A 16,412-nucleotide genomic window follows, 5' to 3' on the forward strand; every position below is an offset into this window, starting at 1 on the left:
GGGATTCAAGCAACGTCGAGCATTCGTCTCCTTGAGGCCTGCTTGACGGTTCTTCGTCCGTCTGCACATTCTTTCATCACTACGGCTGGGCTTTGTCTTGGAGTTTGTACCATGGCGTCTGTCCGAACTCTGTTGCTTGGATGTGCGGCGATCATCACCGGCGGCGCACAGGCCGCCGACTTGCCGGCCAAGACCGCAAGCCCCGTCGAGTATGTCCGGATCTGTTCCACTCACGGCAACGGCTTCTTCGTGATCCCCGGGACCGAAACCTGCCTGCGGGTCAGCGGCCGCGCTCGCGCCGAACTCCTCTATCTCGAACCGATCGATCGCGCACAGGACACGATCGGCTTCCGCGGACGCGGGCGCATCAACCTCGATGCACGCACTGCCACCGCATACGGCATGCTGCGGACCTACATCCGCATGGAGATGACCCGCAACACCGGGGCTTACGGATTCAGCTCCACCACGCCTAATATCAATCAGGCCTTTGTCCAGTTCGGCGGCCTGACGGCCGGTCGCGCAGTCTCCTTCTTCACGAGCCCGGACTTGCCGGTTCCGAACTTCGGTGACCTGAAGTTCGATGATCCTTCCAATGCCGAAGTCAATCTGTTCGCCTATACCTTCTCATTCGGGAATGGCCTCTCGGCAACCCTGTCGTTCGAGGACGGAACCCAGCGCAGCGTCAACAACGAGCTCGACTTCCCGCTGTTCGGAGCCGGCAGTGCATTCCCGGTTTTCGCCCCGATCGCTTCCACCTATGGCGGTGAGCGCGTGCCGGATGTGGTCGCGAACCTCCGCTACAAGGGCACCTGGGGCGAAGTGCAGCTGTCCGGCGCCCTGCACCAGATCCGCGATGTGGCGGCGGGCATCACGACCGTCAACGGCGTGAACGTCCCGGTGCTGAACCCGATCACCGGCCTGCCCAATCCGACCTACGCCGATACCGATTATGGTTTCGCCGTTGCCGCCCTTGGCTATGCCAATGTGCCGGCTCTTGGGCAGGGCGACGCCGTGTGGATGATGGCCACCTATACGGACGGCGCGATCGGCTACCTCAATGCGGGCCAGACGAACCCGATCAGCAACGGGTTCATCAGCGCCGGCGCGCTCGCCATGCCCTTCACGGATGCCTTCGTCGATCCGCTCACAGGCGAGTTCAAGACCAACAAGGCCTACGCCATTGCGGGCGGCCTCAATCACAACTGGAGCCCGACCTGGCAGACCAATGTGTTCGGCTCCTGGATGCGTTTCGATGCTCCTGGGATCGCTCAGTACACGGTCCCCGCGACGGCCGCGACGATTGCGGCCGGGACGGCAGGAACAACCACGGGCCTCGTCGACTTCGACGAGATTCGCGTCGGCGCCAATGTGATCTGGACCCCGGTGAAGGACTTCCTCATCGGCGTCGAGGCGCTCTACATCCGCGTCGATCCGCGCGAGCGGGTCGCCGTTCCGGTCACGACCGCGTCCGGCGATCCGACCGGCACCTTCCGGCCGGCCGGATCGGAATCCACCTGGCAAGGCCGACTGCGGGTCCAGCGTGACTTCTGAGCGACCTGGGAAGTGGCGTGATGCGCTAACGCCGGCCTCCTCTGAAGCCACCGCCGCCACGCCCGCCTCCCCCACCGAAGCCGCCGCGCGGCCCCATGCTCCGTGAAGGCCCGAAGGATCCCGAGAACTGGGCCGGCGGCCGATTGAACTGCCGGGTCGCCATCTGCCGCTGATTGCCGAGATGACGCGCCTGGGCATCGCGCATGACGTTCGACGGAAGCGGCTGGCGCGCCGCTGGACGTTGCGCAGCAGGACGCTGGGCAGGACGCTGCGGCTGGGTCTGTCGTTGCCCGGTCGCCCGGCGCTGCTGTGAGGCCGGGCGTTGCTGGGCAGATGGTCGGTCTGACGCTCCGCGTTGCTGCGAACCGGGGCGCTGCTGCGTTGCCGGACGCTGCTGAGGCGTCTGGCGCTGCTGCGCCCTGTCGCGAACGGCGTCGTTGTTTACGGCGTCCCGCCGAACCTGGTCGCCGCCGCTCAGGCGCTGGCCGAGTGCGGCACCGGCGGCCCCGGCAGCTCCCGCTCCGGCGAGCCCCCGCAGCGCCTCGCCTCCGCCGCTCTCCTGCAACCTCTCACGGCCCTCCGCCGACAAGCCCTCGCGGCCTTCGCCGCGCTGGAGCAGATCGCGGGGCTCCGGCCGACCCACATCCTGCCAGCCGCCATCGAAGCGCTGCCAGCCTTCACCGGTGTTGCGATAGACATTGCCGTCCCGGCCCGCATAGATGTCGCCGCGCCGGCCCTCGCGCACGAAGCCCTGGCCGTTGGACGTGTTCCAGCGCAGGGACGAGCCGCCGGCCGCGTTCTCGCGGGCCGTCACCCGCGCCCATTCGGAACCACGCTTCACGCCGGCCGATTTCCATGCGCCGTACACATTGCGCCCGCCGGCCGCGAACGCCCCGCTGTCCGTCCGCGGATTATACGCGCCGACGAAGCCTGCCGATCCGCGGGGGCCCCAGGCGGCCCCTGCACGCCCATAGGTGCCGGTGACAGGATTCCAGGCGCGTACACCCGCAATCCCGCGATAGGGCCCATATGCATATCCGTAGCGACCATACATGCCGCGCACGGGATTGTAGTACGCTCCGAGCCCCCATGTCGTCGGCCGGGGGTAATAGATCGGGTAACCGTAGCCCGGCCAGTTGTACCAGTAGCCCGGATAACCCCAGCCCGTGCCATAGACATAGGTCCCCCAGGCCAGGAAGCCGAACAGGTATCCCATGGTGTAGCCGTACCAGACCGCATTGGGCTCGGTGTCGTACACACGCACATAGGTGACGTTGTAGACCGGCGACGATGGCGGGATCGCATAGATGGCGTCAGGCACCTCGCGGGCGAGCTGCCACGGACCGTTCGGATTGTCGGCCATGAACCAGACGCCATCCTGCAACAGGAAATACCGGTCTCCGACCTTGATCACGGTGTCCGTCGTGTTCGTCGCGTAGGAGAGATCGGTCGTTTCGATCGGTGTGAATTGGGCATCGCCCGCATACGCGACTGTCGGCGTGATCGACCCCGTTTCGACGCGGGCGGTCGTGGGAATGCTCGCCTTCAGGCGTGCCTCGGCGGCCTCGGACGTTCCGGGCACGCTGGCCCGCACGGCATAATACGGCGCGTCCTCGGGTATATTCCTGAAATCGGCGGGCAGATCCGGCGTCGCGAACGTCCATGGCCCGTCGAAGCTCGCGGCGCGGAACCAGCGCCCGGACAGCAGCACATACCATTGCTTGCCGGTCTTATCGAAGAAGACGTCGGATTCGGTGTTGGACGCCCAACGGAGCGCCGTCCCGGGCACGTCCTCGAGTTTGGGCTCGCCGTCGAACAGAATCAGTTCCGAGGGCTTTTCCGTCATGATCACCTTCGGAATGGTTTTACCACCGTAGGGCTCGGGCGGCATGGCGGCGCGGGCGTCCGACCAACTGCCGTCGTCGGGCAGATCCTTCAGCAGGGGCGACAGTTCCGATACCGGTGTCCATGGACCTCCAAGCGCGCTTGCGGTCAGCCAATGCGTGTCGTCGCGCAGATAGAGGGCGCCACCCTCGTCCACGCGGAACAGATCCCAATTCGAGTTGACCAGAAAGGACAGACCCGCCTTGCCTTTCACCGGCGCATAGGAGGGTCCTCCGTCGGTCTGCACAAGGATCGCCGGGGTCTTCGACACGAAGATCGGCGGCGGGTCGGACTTGAGTCCCTGGACGTCCGTCATGCGATTCTGTTCGGCCAGGCTCGCGGTCACGCGCGCCTCCGACACCGTGATCGGTCCGGTGGGTAGGATCTTGCCTGTCTCGACCGCGAGCGCCGTCAGTTCCTCACGCCCGAGACCCGAGAAGTTCAATTCGGTGACGGTGATATCGGTGATCACGACCTCGCCGGCATTCTCGTCATAGGAGGTCTTGCCCTTCAATCCAATCACGCCGAACACCGGATTGTCCTCGGGTGTCTTCAGGTATTGAGCCGCCACCAGCGCCTCGATGGTCTTGAAGTCGGTCCATTCGGTGAATTGCGGTTGATACAGGATCATGCGACCCTTACCGACCTCGTAGGCACGCGGCCAATCCTCGGCTTCCTTCTTCTCCTCGAGATAGCGGCCGCTCACGAAGCCGCTGCGCTTGCCGAATGTGACGGCACACCAGGTTCCAGCATCGTCGCAATCGCCGATGTCGACGGCCGTGCCTTCCGCAAGCGTGCTTATTGAGGAGAACTGCGTTCCCGGTCCCGAGCGGAAATTGACGTTTCCGGTGGTGACGCCAGGAGCTGCAAACACCGGTGTCGTGGTGATGATGGGAACGAGTGCAAGTGCGATGATCCGACGTGAACAGAGCCCGTTCTTCATCATGGTCTCCTCGGTCCAAAGCCAACTAAACCGCTTTTCCCCGGATAGGCGCAGGAGCACCCGCGGTGCGCCTGACGTTCTCGCCGTCACCGCCGTCCCAGCGTTCTTCGCGCCCGGCCTCACCGCAGACCGATCTCCACGCCGCTCACATTCGCGTTGAGCTCGAGGCCGATGGTCCGGCCGCGAAGCTCGAGGACGACGCCCTTCGCGTTCTGCAGCCGAATGCCGGATGCCCCGCCGCCCACGGCAACACCGCCGCCGACAGCCGTGTAGGTGCCGGCAATGTCGGAGGCGCGACGCAGGTTATAGGCGCGGCCCACAAGTTCGGCCTTCGATGCGCCGATCGTCGCGCCGAAGCTCAGGCCTCCGACGCTCAGGGGGTAACGCCGTCCCTGGAAGACGAGCGTTCCGCGACCGCCGCCGACGCCGACGATGAAGCCCGCCTTTGCGATCTCTATGTGCACTGTCCCGGTCGCGGCCCATCCTGGTTCCACCGATCCCATGACGAGGGCCGAAAACGCGATCAGGCCACATCGAAGAGCGTTTGAAACCCTGAACATCGATCACTCCTTCCGTGCATGAATGCGAATGCCGTCGGGGTCGCCGACACGACCTCAACCGATGCGGGCGTCACCGACACTGGGGCGGCCGCGCAGGACCGCGGCCCCAACCGCGACCACGCGGGTGCCGGCCGCAGGCGCGCTCAGAGCCAAGAGAGTTCTGCTCATGAAATTCTCCCGTCTTCCGGCGCGCCGCACGGAGCGCACAGCCTGCCATCAGGTCGATCCATTCTGATTCCGTCAGCGGCAATCGCTTGATCGTTTGGGACAGGCGCTTGTCATTTTGCGTCATTGCTACGCTAGAAAGAGCCCCGGCAGCCGGTTCACCGAGGAGCCAGGGTCTGGGTCGGGGAGGTCAACGCCTGAATGCGCGGGATCATGGCATGCAAGCTTCCGGCGGCTTCCCTGAAACCGTTCGGCGTCACTCGACCATGCGAGCCGGGCTCGGCTCGAAAGCCGGGCCGAATAGCGAGCAATGGCTCTCCGCAGCAACGGGACAAGCTCGATTGAGCGCTCATTCAAATCGAGGCAGGCGCCTTCGTCCCCAGGATGGTCTCCGCCCCGAGTCCCAGCCTCACCAGCGACCGCCGGTACTCGATCGACATTCGGTCGGCCGGAGTATGGATCTCATCCCTCAGATCAAGCGGAAGCTCCAAGGGTGACTGCGCCTCGATCAAAGGAGCGTCTTCTGCGTTGATCCGGGACTGGAATTCGACCATCGCCGCCGGATCGATCTGGCCCGTGTCGTCGATCAGGATCTGAAAGATCTCGGAGACCGTCGCACTCACGGGAGATGCCACGTCATACACCCTGAATGTCGTGTCGTTCGTCACGTCGTAGAGCTGGAGGTAGCTGCTGAACGGCAAAGACAATCGATAGATGTATCGGCGATGGCGGAGCGGGAGTTCGCCTTCCGTCTTTTCGGCATACCGCACCTTCTCATGATACTCCGCCTGAAAGCTCAAGGTGAGATCTCCAACCGATACGTCATAGGGCTCGATGACGCGATCCTCTGCCCCTCCAAACGTTCCCTGATGAACGAACGGGATGTGGCAGAGGTCGTTGAAATTCTCCACGTGCCGGGCCGCCGATGCGCGCCAGGTTCCCCGCACCCGCGCAAGGTTGCCGCTGCCGCTTTCAATATGGGGCCATTCTGGAATCGGCGCCGCCGGCTGCTCATCAAGGCATACCCAGATCATCCCATAGCGTTCCTCGCAGAGATAACTTTCCAAGCGCAGCTTGACGGGGATAGGAGCATCGGCCGAAAGCGCCGGGATCTTGCGGCAGGCGCCGCTGCCGTCATAGTGGAACCCGTGGAGAGGACAGACCAGAAGACCGTCCCGGATCGCGCCCATGCTGAGTTGGGCCCCACGGTGCATGCAGAGGTCCTTAGCGGCATGGACATGTCCGTGCGAGCGCCAGAGCACGAGCGGGATGTCCAGCAACCTCGCTCCGACCGGGTGGTCCGTCACGTTGGTCGACCAGGCGACTGGGTGCCAATAAGACGCGAGAATATGCCAGTCCGCCGGCACGAAGCTGCAATTCCTGGGAAGCCTGGATTTCGGCGTGTTGCTGTTCTTGGCGGGGAGGAACATCGCTATCGGATCTCCAGATCAAAGATCAAGGACGAGGGTCGTTCCCGGTTTGCCCCGAGAGACGCAAATGAGCATGCGATCGCCGGCCTTGTGATCATGCGCCGAGAGAAAGTAATCGCGATGGTCGATCTGTCCCTCCAGAACCGTCGTGAGACAGGTCCCACACACTCCCTGCTCGCAGCTGACATCAGGCTCGATCCCTTCGCCGCGCAAAGTCTCCAGGATTGTCGCGCCGGCTGGAACCGGGACTGAGAGGCCCCTGCGCGCCAAGCTTACGGTAAACTCGGGGCCCGGACCGGCAGGCTCAGGTGCGGCGAAGCGTTCAAGCCTGAGGTCGATATCCGGACGTGAGGCACAGGCCCGGCTCACCGCATCCATGAACCCCGAAGGCCCGCACATATAGACCCGCGCCCCGTCCTTAATGCGGGCCGCAAGGCTCCCGGCATCGAACCGCCACTCCGGCGGGTCGTCATCACGATAGATGGCGCACGCCATGCCGTCTCCGCCTCTGTCAAGGAAATCGCGGAAGGCGACGCGGTTATCCGCGCGCACGGCATAGTGCAGCTCGAACGGCCGCCCTCGCCGTAGAAGGACGTGCGCCATCGCGATCAGCGGCGTAATCCCGATCCCTCCTGCCAGCAAAACCGTCGGCACATCGTCTCGGACAAGTTCAAAGGTGTTTCTTGGCTGTCCAACATGAAGGACTGCACCCACACCAAGATTATGCATGGACGCCGAACCGCCGCGCCCGGCAGCGTCCCACTGAACGGCGACAATATAGCGGTGGCGCTCGCTTTCGTCGTTGACGAGCGAGTATTGCCTGACATGCCCGCTTGGCGTGTAAACGTCAATGTGGGCGCCCGCCGTAAAAGGGAGCAGGGCCGTATCACCTTCAGGCACCAGTTCGAACGCAACTATGCCTTCCGCGATCGCCGTCATCGCCCCGATTCGAACGATCTGCATCATCGCAGCTCTCCTGTCAGATGGCGGTGGCGATCCCGAGTTCCTCGATCCATTTCTGATATTCCATGAGGGGAAGGTCGCCCGGCCCCATAGGAAGCTCGACCCGTGTCCAAAACGGCGGGATCAGCCAAGGGCGCTGGCTCTCGATGATGGGTTTATCCTGCAGGCGAACATGAGCCGACATGGCCTCATAGGCGGCATCGCTCGCCGGATTGAGGTCATAGTTGCGGGCGAAGATCCAGAAGTTGATCGTCGTGTTGTAGTCGACCGGAGACGTCGCCAGCCATATCACGTACCGGCCGGCATCTGTGTCCTTCACAAGCCGTATCACGTTCGGCATGCCGACATGGTCGGTGTAGAGGATCCTGACAGGGCCCGCGCGCTGCGCATCCGGCCGCGACATGTCGGTCGTCATCAGACCCGGGGGCTGCTCCACCTCGTATTGGACGACAAGCTCGTTGTCTTGCCGCCACACCTTGTGGTTTGGCGGCTCCGGCTTGTTCCGATCGCCTAGAATGCCCTCGTGGACCCACGGAAAGTGCGTGTCGTCCAACGTGCCCATGATCATCCGAGTTGAGCTGGTGCGCATCGGCTTTGTCTCCCGCAGACGGACCTTTCGGAAGGAGGTGTCCCCCATCTCCGGAAAGTCCGGAATCGGAAACGTGGCCTCGTCAGCCAAGCAGACCCAGATGATCCCATAGCGCTCAACGGCGCGGTAGCTGGTCAGGTTGGCCGTCATCGGGATCTTCCGCCCCGGCGCCAATTGAGGGATGCGCACGCATCGCCCCCCTGTTCCGAATGCCCATCCGTGATAGGGACATTGCAACGCCTGTTCCCCGTTCACCTGGACAAGAGTTCCCAGCGAAAGTCGCGCCTGGAAGTGCCGGCACACATCCGGGAACACGACGATCTCCCCGTCAAGGCGGGCAAGCACCAGATTTCGGCCAAGGAGCCGAACACCGGTAGGGCCGCCACATTCGAGAGCCGAAGCTTCGAGAACAGGATGCCAGAACGGCATCATCCCCGTGCGAAAGCCAGTGATCGCTTCCGGACTCGGCGCGTCGTCCAGAGCGGTGATGAGCTTGAGATCATCCATAGAAGGTTGTCCCGGTTCTAGTGGAAGGAGCTATGTCAGGATTGGCCGCTCCCCGCAGGCAGGCTGCGAGGAAAGAGGAACCGTTGGACGAGATTGACAGCTTGGAAGAGAAAGAGGCTCGACGCCACCAAGACGAGCAAGGCTGCGAAAGCTTGCGGTATCTTGAAGAACGAAGTCGAGGATCGAATGAAGTAGCCAATTCCCTTTTCGGCCGCGACGAACTCCGCGACGACGGCCCCGATGACGGCAAGCGTGATGGACACGCGGATCGCGGAGAAAATATACGGTAGAGCGAATGGCAGCCGGATGTGACGGTACTGGTTCGCTATGGGCGCACCGAGAGACCGGCTGAGCTCGATCAACTCGGAAGGCGTTTGCGCAAGGCCCGTCGAGATCCCTACGACGAGCGGGAAGAACGTGATCATCGCAGTGATCACAACGCGCGGCAGTTCAGTCGCGCCGAGCGTGACGACCAAGATCGGTGCCACCGCGACGACGGGCGTCGATTGAACGATGACCAACAGGGGGTATATGCAGCGCCTGAAAACGGGCGAGACCGTAATGGCTATGGCAAGTGGAAAGCTGATGACGAGGGCGAGGCCGAAGCCCATGAGGACGACGCGAAGGGTCGCTTGAAGGTGCTCGAACCACATCGCCATAGGCACAGCGAATCCCGCCACGGCAATCTGCCAGGGGGCGGGAAGCAGCCAGGGCGGCACGGCTGCCATGCGGCAAACGCCCTCCCAGAGCAGAAGCGTGCACGCCACCGTAGCCACGGGATAGATCCAGTCACCCCGTAAGGAGATCCGCCGAGGGACAGGCTGCGAACGAATTGTGTCAATGGAGCTCATGGGTTCCGAGGAGTTGGTTGCGGATATGGGCGGCCAGCTCTTGGAAACGCGGGGCGCGCAAGGTTTCCGGGGTGCGCGGGCGCGGGAGGTCGACGGCCAGGGTTTCGCGGATGCGCCCCGGACGCGGCGACATGACGAAGATCCGGTCTGCCAGGAGAACGGCCTCGGTGATCGAATGGGTGATGAAGAGAGCCGTGCCCCGCCGTGCCGACCACAGCCGGAGCAACTCGAAGCTCATCTCGTCGCGGGTCAACGCATCCAGGGCGGAGAATGGCTCATCCATCAGCAGAATATCCGGTTCCGACAGCAACGCCCGCGCGATGCCCACGCGCTGCTGCATCCCGCCAGACAGCTCGTCGGGAAACTTCTTCCGGAAGTCCGCCAAGCCGACAAGATCGAGCAAGTCCAGCGCTCGCTCGGTATCCGCGGCCGTCACCAGCTGGCCGCGATGCCGAATGGGAAACGTGATGTTGGACAAGACGTCCAGCCACGGCAGAAGGGTCGGCTTCTGAAACACGATCCCGATATCGTCACGCGGCCCTGTGACGGGATGGTCGAACACCCGCACAGATCCGGCAGTCGGGGCGATCAGCCCAGCGATGAGACGCAACAGGGTCGACTTACCGCAACCCGACGGCCCGACCACCACTGCGAACTCGCCATGTCTGATCTCCATGTCGATGTGATGAAGTGCCCTGACGACGCTGCCATCCGTTGATCGAAAGTCATGGGCGATCGCTCTGAAGCTTATGGCCGGCGTACTCATGACATCCGCTCGGAGCGCGACACTTCGGAGGAGGCGGATGTCCAGAATCCCACATGCGGGGCCGCCGCTTCGCTTTCGAGCACTGGCCCGACGACGCTCACCACATTGCCGCCTGAGGCGATCACCTCGCGGCACGACATGGTGATCGGGCGCAGGATGTCGGTCGAGCCATAAAGCACGCGCAGCCTCTCCTCGCCGACACCGAAGATCACCTTGGCAAGCCCCGCCCAATGCGCGGCCGCCGCGCACATCGCGCAAGGTTCCGCGCTGGCGTACAGGGTCGCACCGGCCAGCCCGTCGGGGCGGCCGATCTTCATGGCGGCCACCCGGATCGCATGAACCTCCGCGTGCGCGGTGGGATCGTTGGTTTGCGCGACGACATTGATGACGCGTGCCAGGACGGTGCCGTCGGTATCGACGATCTGCGCGGCGAACGGCCTGATTCCATTCCGGCTGGCTGACCAGGCGTCGTCGATGGTCTCTCGGAGGCGAGCCTCGTCCGATGCACTGATCTCCGTGACTTCAACTCCGCTCATCGTCCACCCTCACTTCGGCAAGTACGTCATGTCGATGAGCGCAGCCGGATTGATCGCGTCCTGTGGGAGCGAGCGGGATTGAGCGACCCAATCCCAGGTCGTCTTCAGCCGATTGGCCTCGATCGCACCCAATCCGTCCTTCTTGCTGATTTCATTTTGGATCAAGGGGATCGACGCCGCGAATTCCTGGCTGGCGATGACGGGATCGACCTCTGGGACGATTTCGTGGATCGCGTTGCCAGCGTCTCGTGGATCGGCGATGGCGATCGCGGTCGCCTTCACGAAGGCGCGCAGAAATGCCTTCACCACCTCGGGCTTCTTGGACAGCAGGTTCTCATTGACGACGAGAGACTGTCCATAGCCTTCGTAGCCGAAGTCGGACCACGGAATGACCCGCATGCCCTTTCCGGCCTCCTTCATGACCGCGGCATCGAGGGCCGCGACAGTGACCCAGTTGATGAGGGCGTCGGCCTGTCCGGCCGCCATCATTGGCGCCACTGCGGCCGCGTCGACCTTCATGAGTTCGACGCTCGCCGGATCAAGGCCGTTCCGTTTGGCGAAGATCGGCCAGACGACATTGGAACTCGAGAAGCTCGCCGTCGCGAGCTTTCTGCCCTTGAGATCAGCAATCGCCTTGACGGGCGAGGATGCTGGAACGTGTATCGAGTCGGGCTTTTTGTTGTAGAGCGCGAATACGACCTTGACCGGCAGCTTCTGCTCGGCGAGTGCGCCCATGACGGACTCGATGCCGACAATTCCGATATCGGCAGCCCCGGCGGCAACGCGGGTAAGAGTATCGCTGCCGCCATTGCCGCTGAGAATATCGACGTCAAGGCCCTCTGCGGCGAACAAGCCGCGGGCCTTGGCGACGTACTCGATAGCATTTGACCCGCCGGGCACCCATCCGAGCTGGTAGACTACCTTTTCGGCCGATGAAGCGGATGTGAGCCCTGCAAGCGACATGGTCATTGAGAGAACGAGGCTTTTGATGCGAATGGCCGCCATGAGGTGGTTCCTTTGCCTTGGACAGGCAAAATGGAACAGCTTTGGGCGAGCACGACCAGCATCGATTTGCGGCACCAGCGTCCTCAAAATGAGAACGCTCAGGCGGCCTCACCGCCGGCCGTGATGTGCCATGTGGGGAGGAATGTGCGTAGATGCTGGCAGAAATTGGCTGCGGCGATCGGCAGAGACGCATCCGGGACTCCGGCGATGAGGCGCTGGGCCGGAATCCCGCGATCCCTGAGCGGCTTGAAGACCAACTGACCGGACTTGAGCTTATTGGCGATGCCAACCGGCGTCATGACGGTCACGGCTCCACCGGCTTCAACGTAGCTGCTCATGAAGGTAATGCTATTGCAAACGATCCGGGGCTTCAGGCGCAGAGCCGAGCTCGCGAGGACATTGTTGATCTGTTGGTGGATCGTAATCGACTCATCCGGCAGAATGAGCTGGTGACCGACCAGATCGGTAAGCGTCGCCGATTTGAGTGAAGCCAGCGGGTGATCGGGAGCCGCAACGATCCCGAGGGGGAATTCCGTTGCCGCGACCTGGATGAGCGGAAGCCGTGGCGGAGGATTGAAAATCATGCACACGTCAGCCTGGCCCTCGGACACCAGCCGGACTGCCTCGTCGGCCGGGCTGCCGATGATCCTTATCTCAATGCGGGGGAAGCGATCGGCAAAGGCACGGACGGCATCCGGCAGGATATCTGCAAGGGCGCTTTCGATACATGTGATTGTCACTTGACCCCGCGTGCCTGTCTTTAGTTGCTCGATTTCCGAGATCGCGCGGCCATAGTCACGCAATGTCGTACGGATGTGCAGCGAAAGGATTTCTCCGGCCGCCGTGAGTCTGAGCCCGCGCGGGAGACGATCGAACAATGGTGCTCCAACGAGACCCTCAAGCTCCAGGAGATGCCGATTGATGGCCGACGGGGCCACGTTGACCGCCTCGGCCGCCTTCCGAATGGACCCGTGGCGGACGATGGCGTCGAAGTAATTCAGAAGGCGGGTATGCATGGCTTATACCGAATCCTGGAGTGGCTGGCATGCGATCGACGGAACCTCCGGCGCCTGCATTAAGACGCCCCTGCACGTATCTGTCCGAGTCTGGCGCGCCTGTTGCCCGGGCGGCTATCAGAGCGGCAGGATATGCCGCCTTCGCTGCCCTGGGAATGTCTTGAGCCGGTCAATCTGAGCCGATTGATGAGACCCCAAAAGGACCCGTCGTCCGAAGGATTCCCGAATTCGTTGATTCCGGCAGCATGGTTCGACCTCTGGGTGAAGCCATACGATGAGAGGAGACTGCTGCTTCGGACAGACAGCCGGAGCCGGATCCTGTATCGGGTGGGTGGCGCCATTGACAGTCACGGGCCCGATGGCACCGGCGCGACATGGACCGGTCCTTCCATCAGGACCTAGCCGCGTCCGTTCGCCTCGACCAAGCGCAACATCTGGGAACCGGCACCACGGACACAAACCCTGACGACCCAAGTCCATAGCACGTCGAGGGAAAGGCCCCGCTGCAACATCAAACTCATGGTGCGAGTTATCATCCCATTGTCCGGTGTCGAGCAAAGTGGGCTCCAATGGCTAGGAGAGGATCATGAAAGCGACCTATCATTCCGCCGTTGGAGGTTTGCTCATACTCACGCTGACTGCCTCCAGCTTTCCGGCCTGGTCGCAAGCACAGGGTCAGCTGCCGCAAAAGAGGGTTCTAACTCTGGAGGCGGCGCGCCGAGTGATCGCTGCTGCGGAAGCTGAGGCACAGCGCAACAATGCGCCTGCAGTGCTGGCCGTCGTCGACGATGGAGGCTGGTTGATCCTGTTGGAGCGCATGGATCATGCCCCTATGCTGGCAAGTGTCGAGATTGCGCCGGGCAAAGCCAGGGCAGCGGCAGCCTACCGGAAGCCGACGCAGGCCCTGGAGGAAACCATCAACCGGGGAAGAACAGCCGCGGTCACGGCGCCAGGCTTCGTACAGATGCAGGGCGGCGTGCCTCTCATGGTGAATGATGAAATCGTCGGCGCTATCGGCGTATCGGCCGACACGCCTGCGCATGACCAGCAGATCGCAGAGGCCGGAGCCCGAGCGCTCTTGCCATGAAAGAAGTTCATCCGTCAGAGAAGCTGGCCCGGATTACTGAGGTATCGCGCCTTCACGGCCTCCAGTGACCGATAGGTCAGGGCCGCCACCGTGTTGGTAGGATTGTAGCCTGCGTTCTGCGGAAACGCCGACGCCCCATGGACGAAGACGTTCGGCACATCCCAGCTCTGGAGATAGGTGCTGATCGCCGAGGTCGTGCGATCAGTGCCCGTAATGGCTCCCCCCGTGGTATGCGTCGTCTGATACGGCACGATGCTGAACGGAACCGGCGGCAGCGATATCTTCAGATGTGTCGGGTTCGTAGCGCGGGCGATTTCGGTCATTCTGTCGGTCAGGAATTGCCGCATCTTGAGATCGTTCTGCGGGAAGTCGAAGGTCACACGCAGGAGCGGCATACCGTAGGCGTCGCGATAAGTCGGATCGAGATCGAGGTAGTTCGTGCGCCGTGCGGTGCTCCCGCCATGAGCCTGGATAGTGTAGGTTCGGTCATACCAATCGTGCAGGGCTCTTTTCCAGCCGGACCCCCAGGTCGGCGTTCCGTCCGGCAGGACCGTCTGCTGGATCGGACGCGCGCCGGTGGTTTGTCCGAGAATGTACCCGCCGCCCACGAATCCGTGCGGGCCATGGTCGAAATTGTCGGAATTGAACTCGTCGATCACCATTCCCATCGCGCCGGCGCCGGCATAGGCATTCATGCGCTTATCCGCATGGAAGGGGTATGCATAGGACATGGTCTGATAGGCGAAATTCTTGCCGACCACGCCCTGTCCAGTTGTGGGATCGTAAGGTTGCCCGATGCCTGAGATGAGCATCAGGCGCACGTTGTGCATCTGATAGGCGCACAGCAGGACGAGGTCCGCCGGCTGGAACGTCTCGCGGCCTGCAATATCGAAATAGGTTACCCCGCGCGCGGCCTTCCTGTCGGGCGTTAGTTCGATTCGCGTGACATGACTGTCGCAGCGCAGCTCGAAGTTCGGGTTCTTGAGCGCGATCGGCAGGACAGTGTTGAACGGGCTTGCCTTTGACCAATTGTAGCAGCCGTAGCGTTCGCAGAACCCGCAATAGGTACAGGGCCCCATTTGAACGCCGTCGGGAGTGGTATAGGAATCGGCACTCATGTTGGAGGCCGGCTGCGGAAACGGCTTGTAACCGACACTCTTCGCGCCCTCTGCGAAAAGGCGCGGGCCGAGACCCTGTTTCAGGGGAGGCGTCGGGTACTCGCGTGAGCGCGGAGCCTCGAATGGGTTGCCGCCCGGCTGAATGGTTCCCTTCAGATTGCCGGCCTTGCCCGATGTTCCGCAGACATACTCGAACTTGTCGTAGTAGGGCTCAAGGTCGTCATAGGTCACGCCCCAGTCCTGGATGGTCAACTCGGGGTCGATGAAATTCTTGCCGTAGCGCTGCTCGTTATGGCTCCTCATCTGGAAGTCGGCCGGCTGGAAGCGCCAGTGCTGGCCATTCCAGTGCAGGCCGGCGCCGCCCAATCCCTCGCCAAGCAGGAATGCCCCGAGACGGCGCATGGGAAGCGCCGTCTCGTCCGGCTTGTTGCGAAAGGTGAGCGTCTCCCGAGCGAGATTCTGAAAGATCTCTCCGCGGGAGTTCCACTTGATCTCGTCCAGGGCTTGCGGTGCGGCAAAATCCGGTATCGTGTCGCGATAGCGGCCCCGCTCGAAACCGACGATGCGCAATCCCGTGTCGGCAAGTTCGCGAGCGGCGATGCCACCCGTCCAACCCATACCAATGATAACGACATCGACGTGTGGCATCTCGCGCGGCATACTGGCCTCCCGCTTCAGCTACCGATGGCGATCGGCTCGATCTCGTAGAGTTCACCATTAAGGTCGACCGCCGGCGTCAGGACCGGGTTGGCGCCGGGGAAGTTGATCATGCGCCAGGCGCCCATGTCGCGATTGCCGCCGTAAAGCGGATCGCCAAGATAGCCCTCGACCGTGTTCTGCCAGAGAACCTGGAAGAACGTCGCCGATGAAATGCCGTCGAGTTCGATCTTGCCGCCTTCCAGCAGAGTCAGGACTTCGTCCTGATCAGTTGCGTCAAGCTCGACGAAGCGCTTTCCCTTGACGCCCAGGCACCAACGATCAAGCGCCATGAATGCTGTGCGATAGATCTGAGCTGGCGTCAAAGCGAGCTGCCAGCCCTGAGAGCGGGATCCCTCGGCCCATGGCCCCGCCATGTACCATCGTGCGGCTGCGCCGAACTGCCCGCCGAGCTCCCGGTCGATGAAGGTCACGACTCCCGCCTCCACGCCCCCCGGGCCGAAATCGTCCGCAGGTATGAGCCGGTCCACCATTGCGGTGAGCGTTTCCACTTCGGCGTTCGTCAGAAAACGATAGCCTTGCGGCGCAGGAGCAGGAATCTGGCCAGGGCGCGGCACCTGATTTTGAGGTACGGCCGGCGCCGGTTGCGGCGTGTCTGCCGGCACGGGAGCTTGAGCGTGGGCGGCCTCCGCTGCGACCGCCGTCGCCGCCGCACCCGCGATGATGAAGCGACGTCTTGATGGGTTTGCGGGCCTCTCGTCGGATGAGTTGGTCATGTCGG

At 62.8% G+C, this 16,412-nt stretch carries 14 protein-coding genes; 2 read left to right on the forward strand and 12 right to left on the reverse strand.

Annotated features, from left to right (window positions below):
- Positions 1 to 111 precede the first annotated feature (111 nt).
- Positions 112 to 1,554 (forward strand): porin, encoded by a 1,443-nt coding sequence (locus tag U0023_RS06940; RefSeq protein WP_009763055.1) that lies wholly within the window; start codon positions 112 to 114, stop codon positions 1,552 to 1,554.
- A 25-nt stretch (positions 1,555 to 1,579) separates the two neighbouring features.
- On the opposite strand, the gene U0023_RS06945 is transcribed toward U0023_RS06940, so the two are convergent.
- From U0023_RS06945 to U0023_RS06990, 10 genes are all read right to left on the reverse strand, one after another.
- Entirely contained in the window at positions 1,580 to 4,384 is a 2,805-nt protein-coding gene (locus U0023_RS06945; protein WP_210161016.1) for an SH3 domain-containing protein, read from the reverse strand.
- A gap of 116 nt (positions 4,385 to 4,500) precedes the next feature.
- Positions 4,501 to 4,941, reverse strand: a complete 441-nt coding sequence (locus U0023_RS06950; protein WP_009763053.1) for a lipid-binding SYLF domain-containing protein — start codon at positions 4,939 to 4,941, stop codon at positions 4,501 to 4,503.
- A gap of 518 nt (positions 4,942 to 5,459) precedes the next feature.
- Entirely contained in the window at positions 5,460 to 6,536 is a 1,077-nt protein-coding gene (locus tag U0023_RS06955) for an aromatic ring-hydroxylating oxygenase subunit alpha (RefSeq protein WP_009763051.1), read from the reverse strand.
- Positions 6,537 to 6,554: 18 nt separating this feature from the next.
- Positions 6,555 to 7,475, reverse strand: a complete 921-nt coding sequence (locus U0023_RS06960) for a PDR/VanB family oxidoreductase (RefSeq protein WP_322883776.1) — start codon at positions 7,473 to 7,475, stop codon at positions 6,555 to 6,557.
- 40 nt (positions 7,476 to 7,515) lie between these two features.
- Complete coding sequence (locus U0023_RS06965) at positions 7,516 to 8,595, reverse strand: aromatic ring-hydroxylating oxygenase subunit alpha (protein WP_009763049.1); 1,080 nt, start codon at positions 8,593 to 8,595, stop codon at positions 7,516 to 7,518.
- A gap of 35 nt (positions 8,596 to 8,630) precedes the next feature.
- Positions 8,631 to 9,371, reverse strand: a complete 741-nt coding sequence (locus U0023_RS06970; RefSeq protein WP_245272981.1) for an ABC transporter permease — start codon at positions 9,369 to 9,371, stop codon at positions 8,631 to 8,633.
- Between the two features lie 61 nt (positions 9,372 to 9,432).
- A complete protein-coding gene (locus U0023_RS06975; RefSeq protein WP_009763047.1) occupies positions 9,433 to 10,212 on the reverse strand; it encodes an ABC transporter ATP-binding protein in 780 nt (259 codons plus the stop codon).
- Positions 10,209 to 10,748 carry a deaminase gene (locus U0023_RS06980; protein WP_009763046.1) on the reverse strand — a complete coding sequence of 180 codons (540 nt, stop codon included), beginning with the start codon at positions 10,746 to 10,748 and terminating at the stop codon, positions 10,209 to 10,211. Before U0023_RS06980 ends, U0023_RS06975 begins: the two co-directional genes overlap by 4 nt.
- Positions 10,749 to 10,757: 9 nt before the next feature.
- Positions 10,758 to 11,753, reverse strand: coding sequence for an ABC transporter substrate-binding protein (locus tag U0023_RS06985; RefSeq protein WP_009763045.1), 996 nt, complete (start codon positions 11,751 to 11,753; stop codon positions 10,758 to 10,760).
- A gap of 98 nt (positions 11,754 to 11,851) precedes the next feature.
- Positions 11,852 to 12,769, reverse strand: coding sequence for a LysR family transcriptional regulator (locus tag U0023_RS06990; protein WP_009763044.1), 918 nt, complete (start codon positions 12,767 to 12,769; stop codon positions 11,852 to 11,854).
- Between the two features lie 586 nt (positions 12,770 to 13,355).
- Here U0023_RS06990 and U0023_RS06995 point away from each other — a divergent pair.
- Entirely contained in the window at positions 13,356 to 13,856 is a 501-nt protein-coding gene (locus U0023_RS06995; RefSeq protein WP_009763043.1) for a GlcG/HbpS family heme-binding protein, read from the forward strand.
- Positions 13,857 to 13,870: 14 nt separating this feature from the next.
- Here the strand turns inward: U0023_RS06995 and U0023_RS07000 are convergent, their stop codons facing one another.
- Together U0023_RS07000 and U0023_RS07005 are read right to left on the reverse strand one after the other, a co-directional pair.
- On the reverse strand, positions 13,871 to 15,634 hold the full coding sequence (locus U0023_RS07000; RefSeq protein ID WP_009763042.1) for a GMC family oxidoreductase: 1,764 nt from the start codon (positions 15,632 to 15,634) through the stop codon (positions 13,871 to 13,873).
- A 14-nt stretch (positions 15,635 to 15,648) separates the two neighbouring features.
- Complete coding sequence (locus U0023_RS07005; RefSeq protein WP_009763041.1) at positions 15,649 to 16,407, reverse strand: gluconate 2-dehydrogenase subunit 3 family protein; 759 nt, start codon at positions 16,405 to 16,407, stop codon at positions 15,649 to 15,651.
- Positions 16,408 to 16,412 lie beyond the last annotated feature (5 nt).

This window comes from Microvirga lotononidis (assembly GCF_034627025.1).
Classification (GTDB): domain Bacteria; phylum Pseudomonadota; class Alphaproteobacteria; order Rhizobiales; family Beijerinckiaceae; genus Microvirga; species Microvirga lotononidis.

Bases quoted from the DNA above. Each gene is read 5' to 3' on its own strand.
- U0023_RS06940 (WP_009763055.1), top strand. From the start codon at position 112: ATGGCGTCTGTCCGAACTCTGTTGCTTGGATGTGCGGCGATCATCACC.
- U0023_RS06945 (WP_210161016.1), bottom strand. From the start codon at position 4,384: ATGATGAAGAACGGGCTCTGTTCACGTCGGATCATCGCACTTGCACTC.
- U0023_RS06950 (WP_009763053.1), bottom strand. From the start codon at position 4,941: ATGTTCAGGGTTTCAAACGCTCTTCGATGTGGCCTGATCGCGTTTTCG.
- U0023_RS06955 (WP_009763051.1), bottom strand. From the start codon at position 6,536: ATGTTCCTCCCCGCCAAGAACAGCAACACGCCGAAATCCAGGCTTCCC.
- U0023_RS06960 (WP_322883776.1), bottom strand. From the start codon at position 7,475: ATGACGGCGATCGCGGAAGGCATAGTTGCGTTCGAACTGGTGCCTGAA.
- U0023_RS06965 (WP_009763049.1), bottom strand. From the start codon at position 8,595: ATGGATGATCTCAAGCTCATCACCGCTCTGGACGACGCGCCGAGTCCG.
- U0023_RS06975 (WP_009763047.1), bottom strand. From the start codon at position 10,212: ATGAGTACGCCGGCCATAAGCTTCAGAGCGATCGCCCATGACTTTCGA.
- U0023_RS06980 (WP_009763046.1), bottom strand. From the start codon at position 10,748: ATGAGCGGAGTTGAAGTCACGGAGATCAGTGCATCGGACGAGGCTCGC.
- U0023_RS06985 (WP_009763045.1), bottom strand. From the start codon at position 11,753: ATGGCGGCCATTCGCATCAAAAGCCTCGTTCTCTCAATGACCATGTCG.
- U0023_RS06990 (WP_009763044.1), bottom strand. From the start codon at position 12,769: ATGCATACCCGCCTTCTGAATTACTTCGACGCCATCGTCCGCCACGGG.
- U0023_RS06995 (WP_009763043.1), top strand. From the start codon at position 13,356: ATGAAAGCGACCTATCATTCCGCCGTTGGAGGTTTGCTCATACTCACG.
- U0023_RS07000 (WP_009763042.1), bottom strand. From the start codon at position 15,634: ATGCCGCGCGAGATGCCACACGTCGATGTCGTTATCATTGGTATGGGT.
- U0023_RS07005 (WP_009763041.1), bottom strand. From the start codon at position 16,407: ATGACCAACTCATCCGACGAGAGGCCCGCAAACCCATCAAGACGTCGC.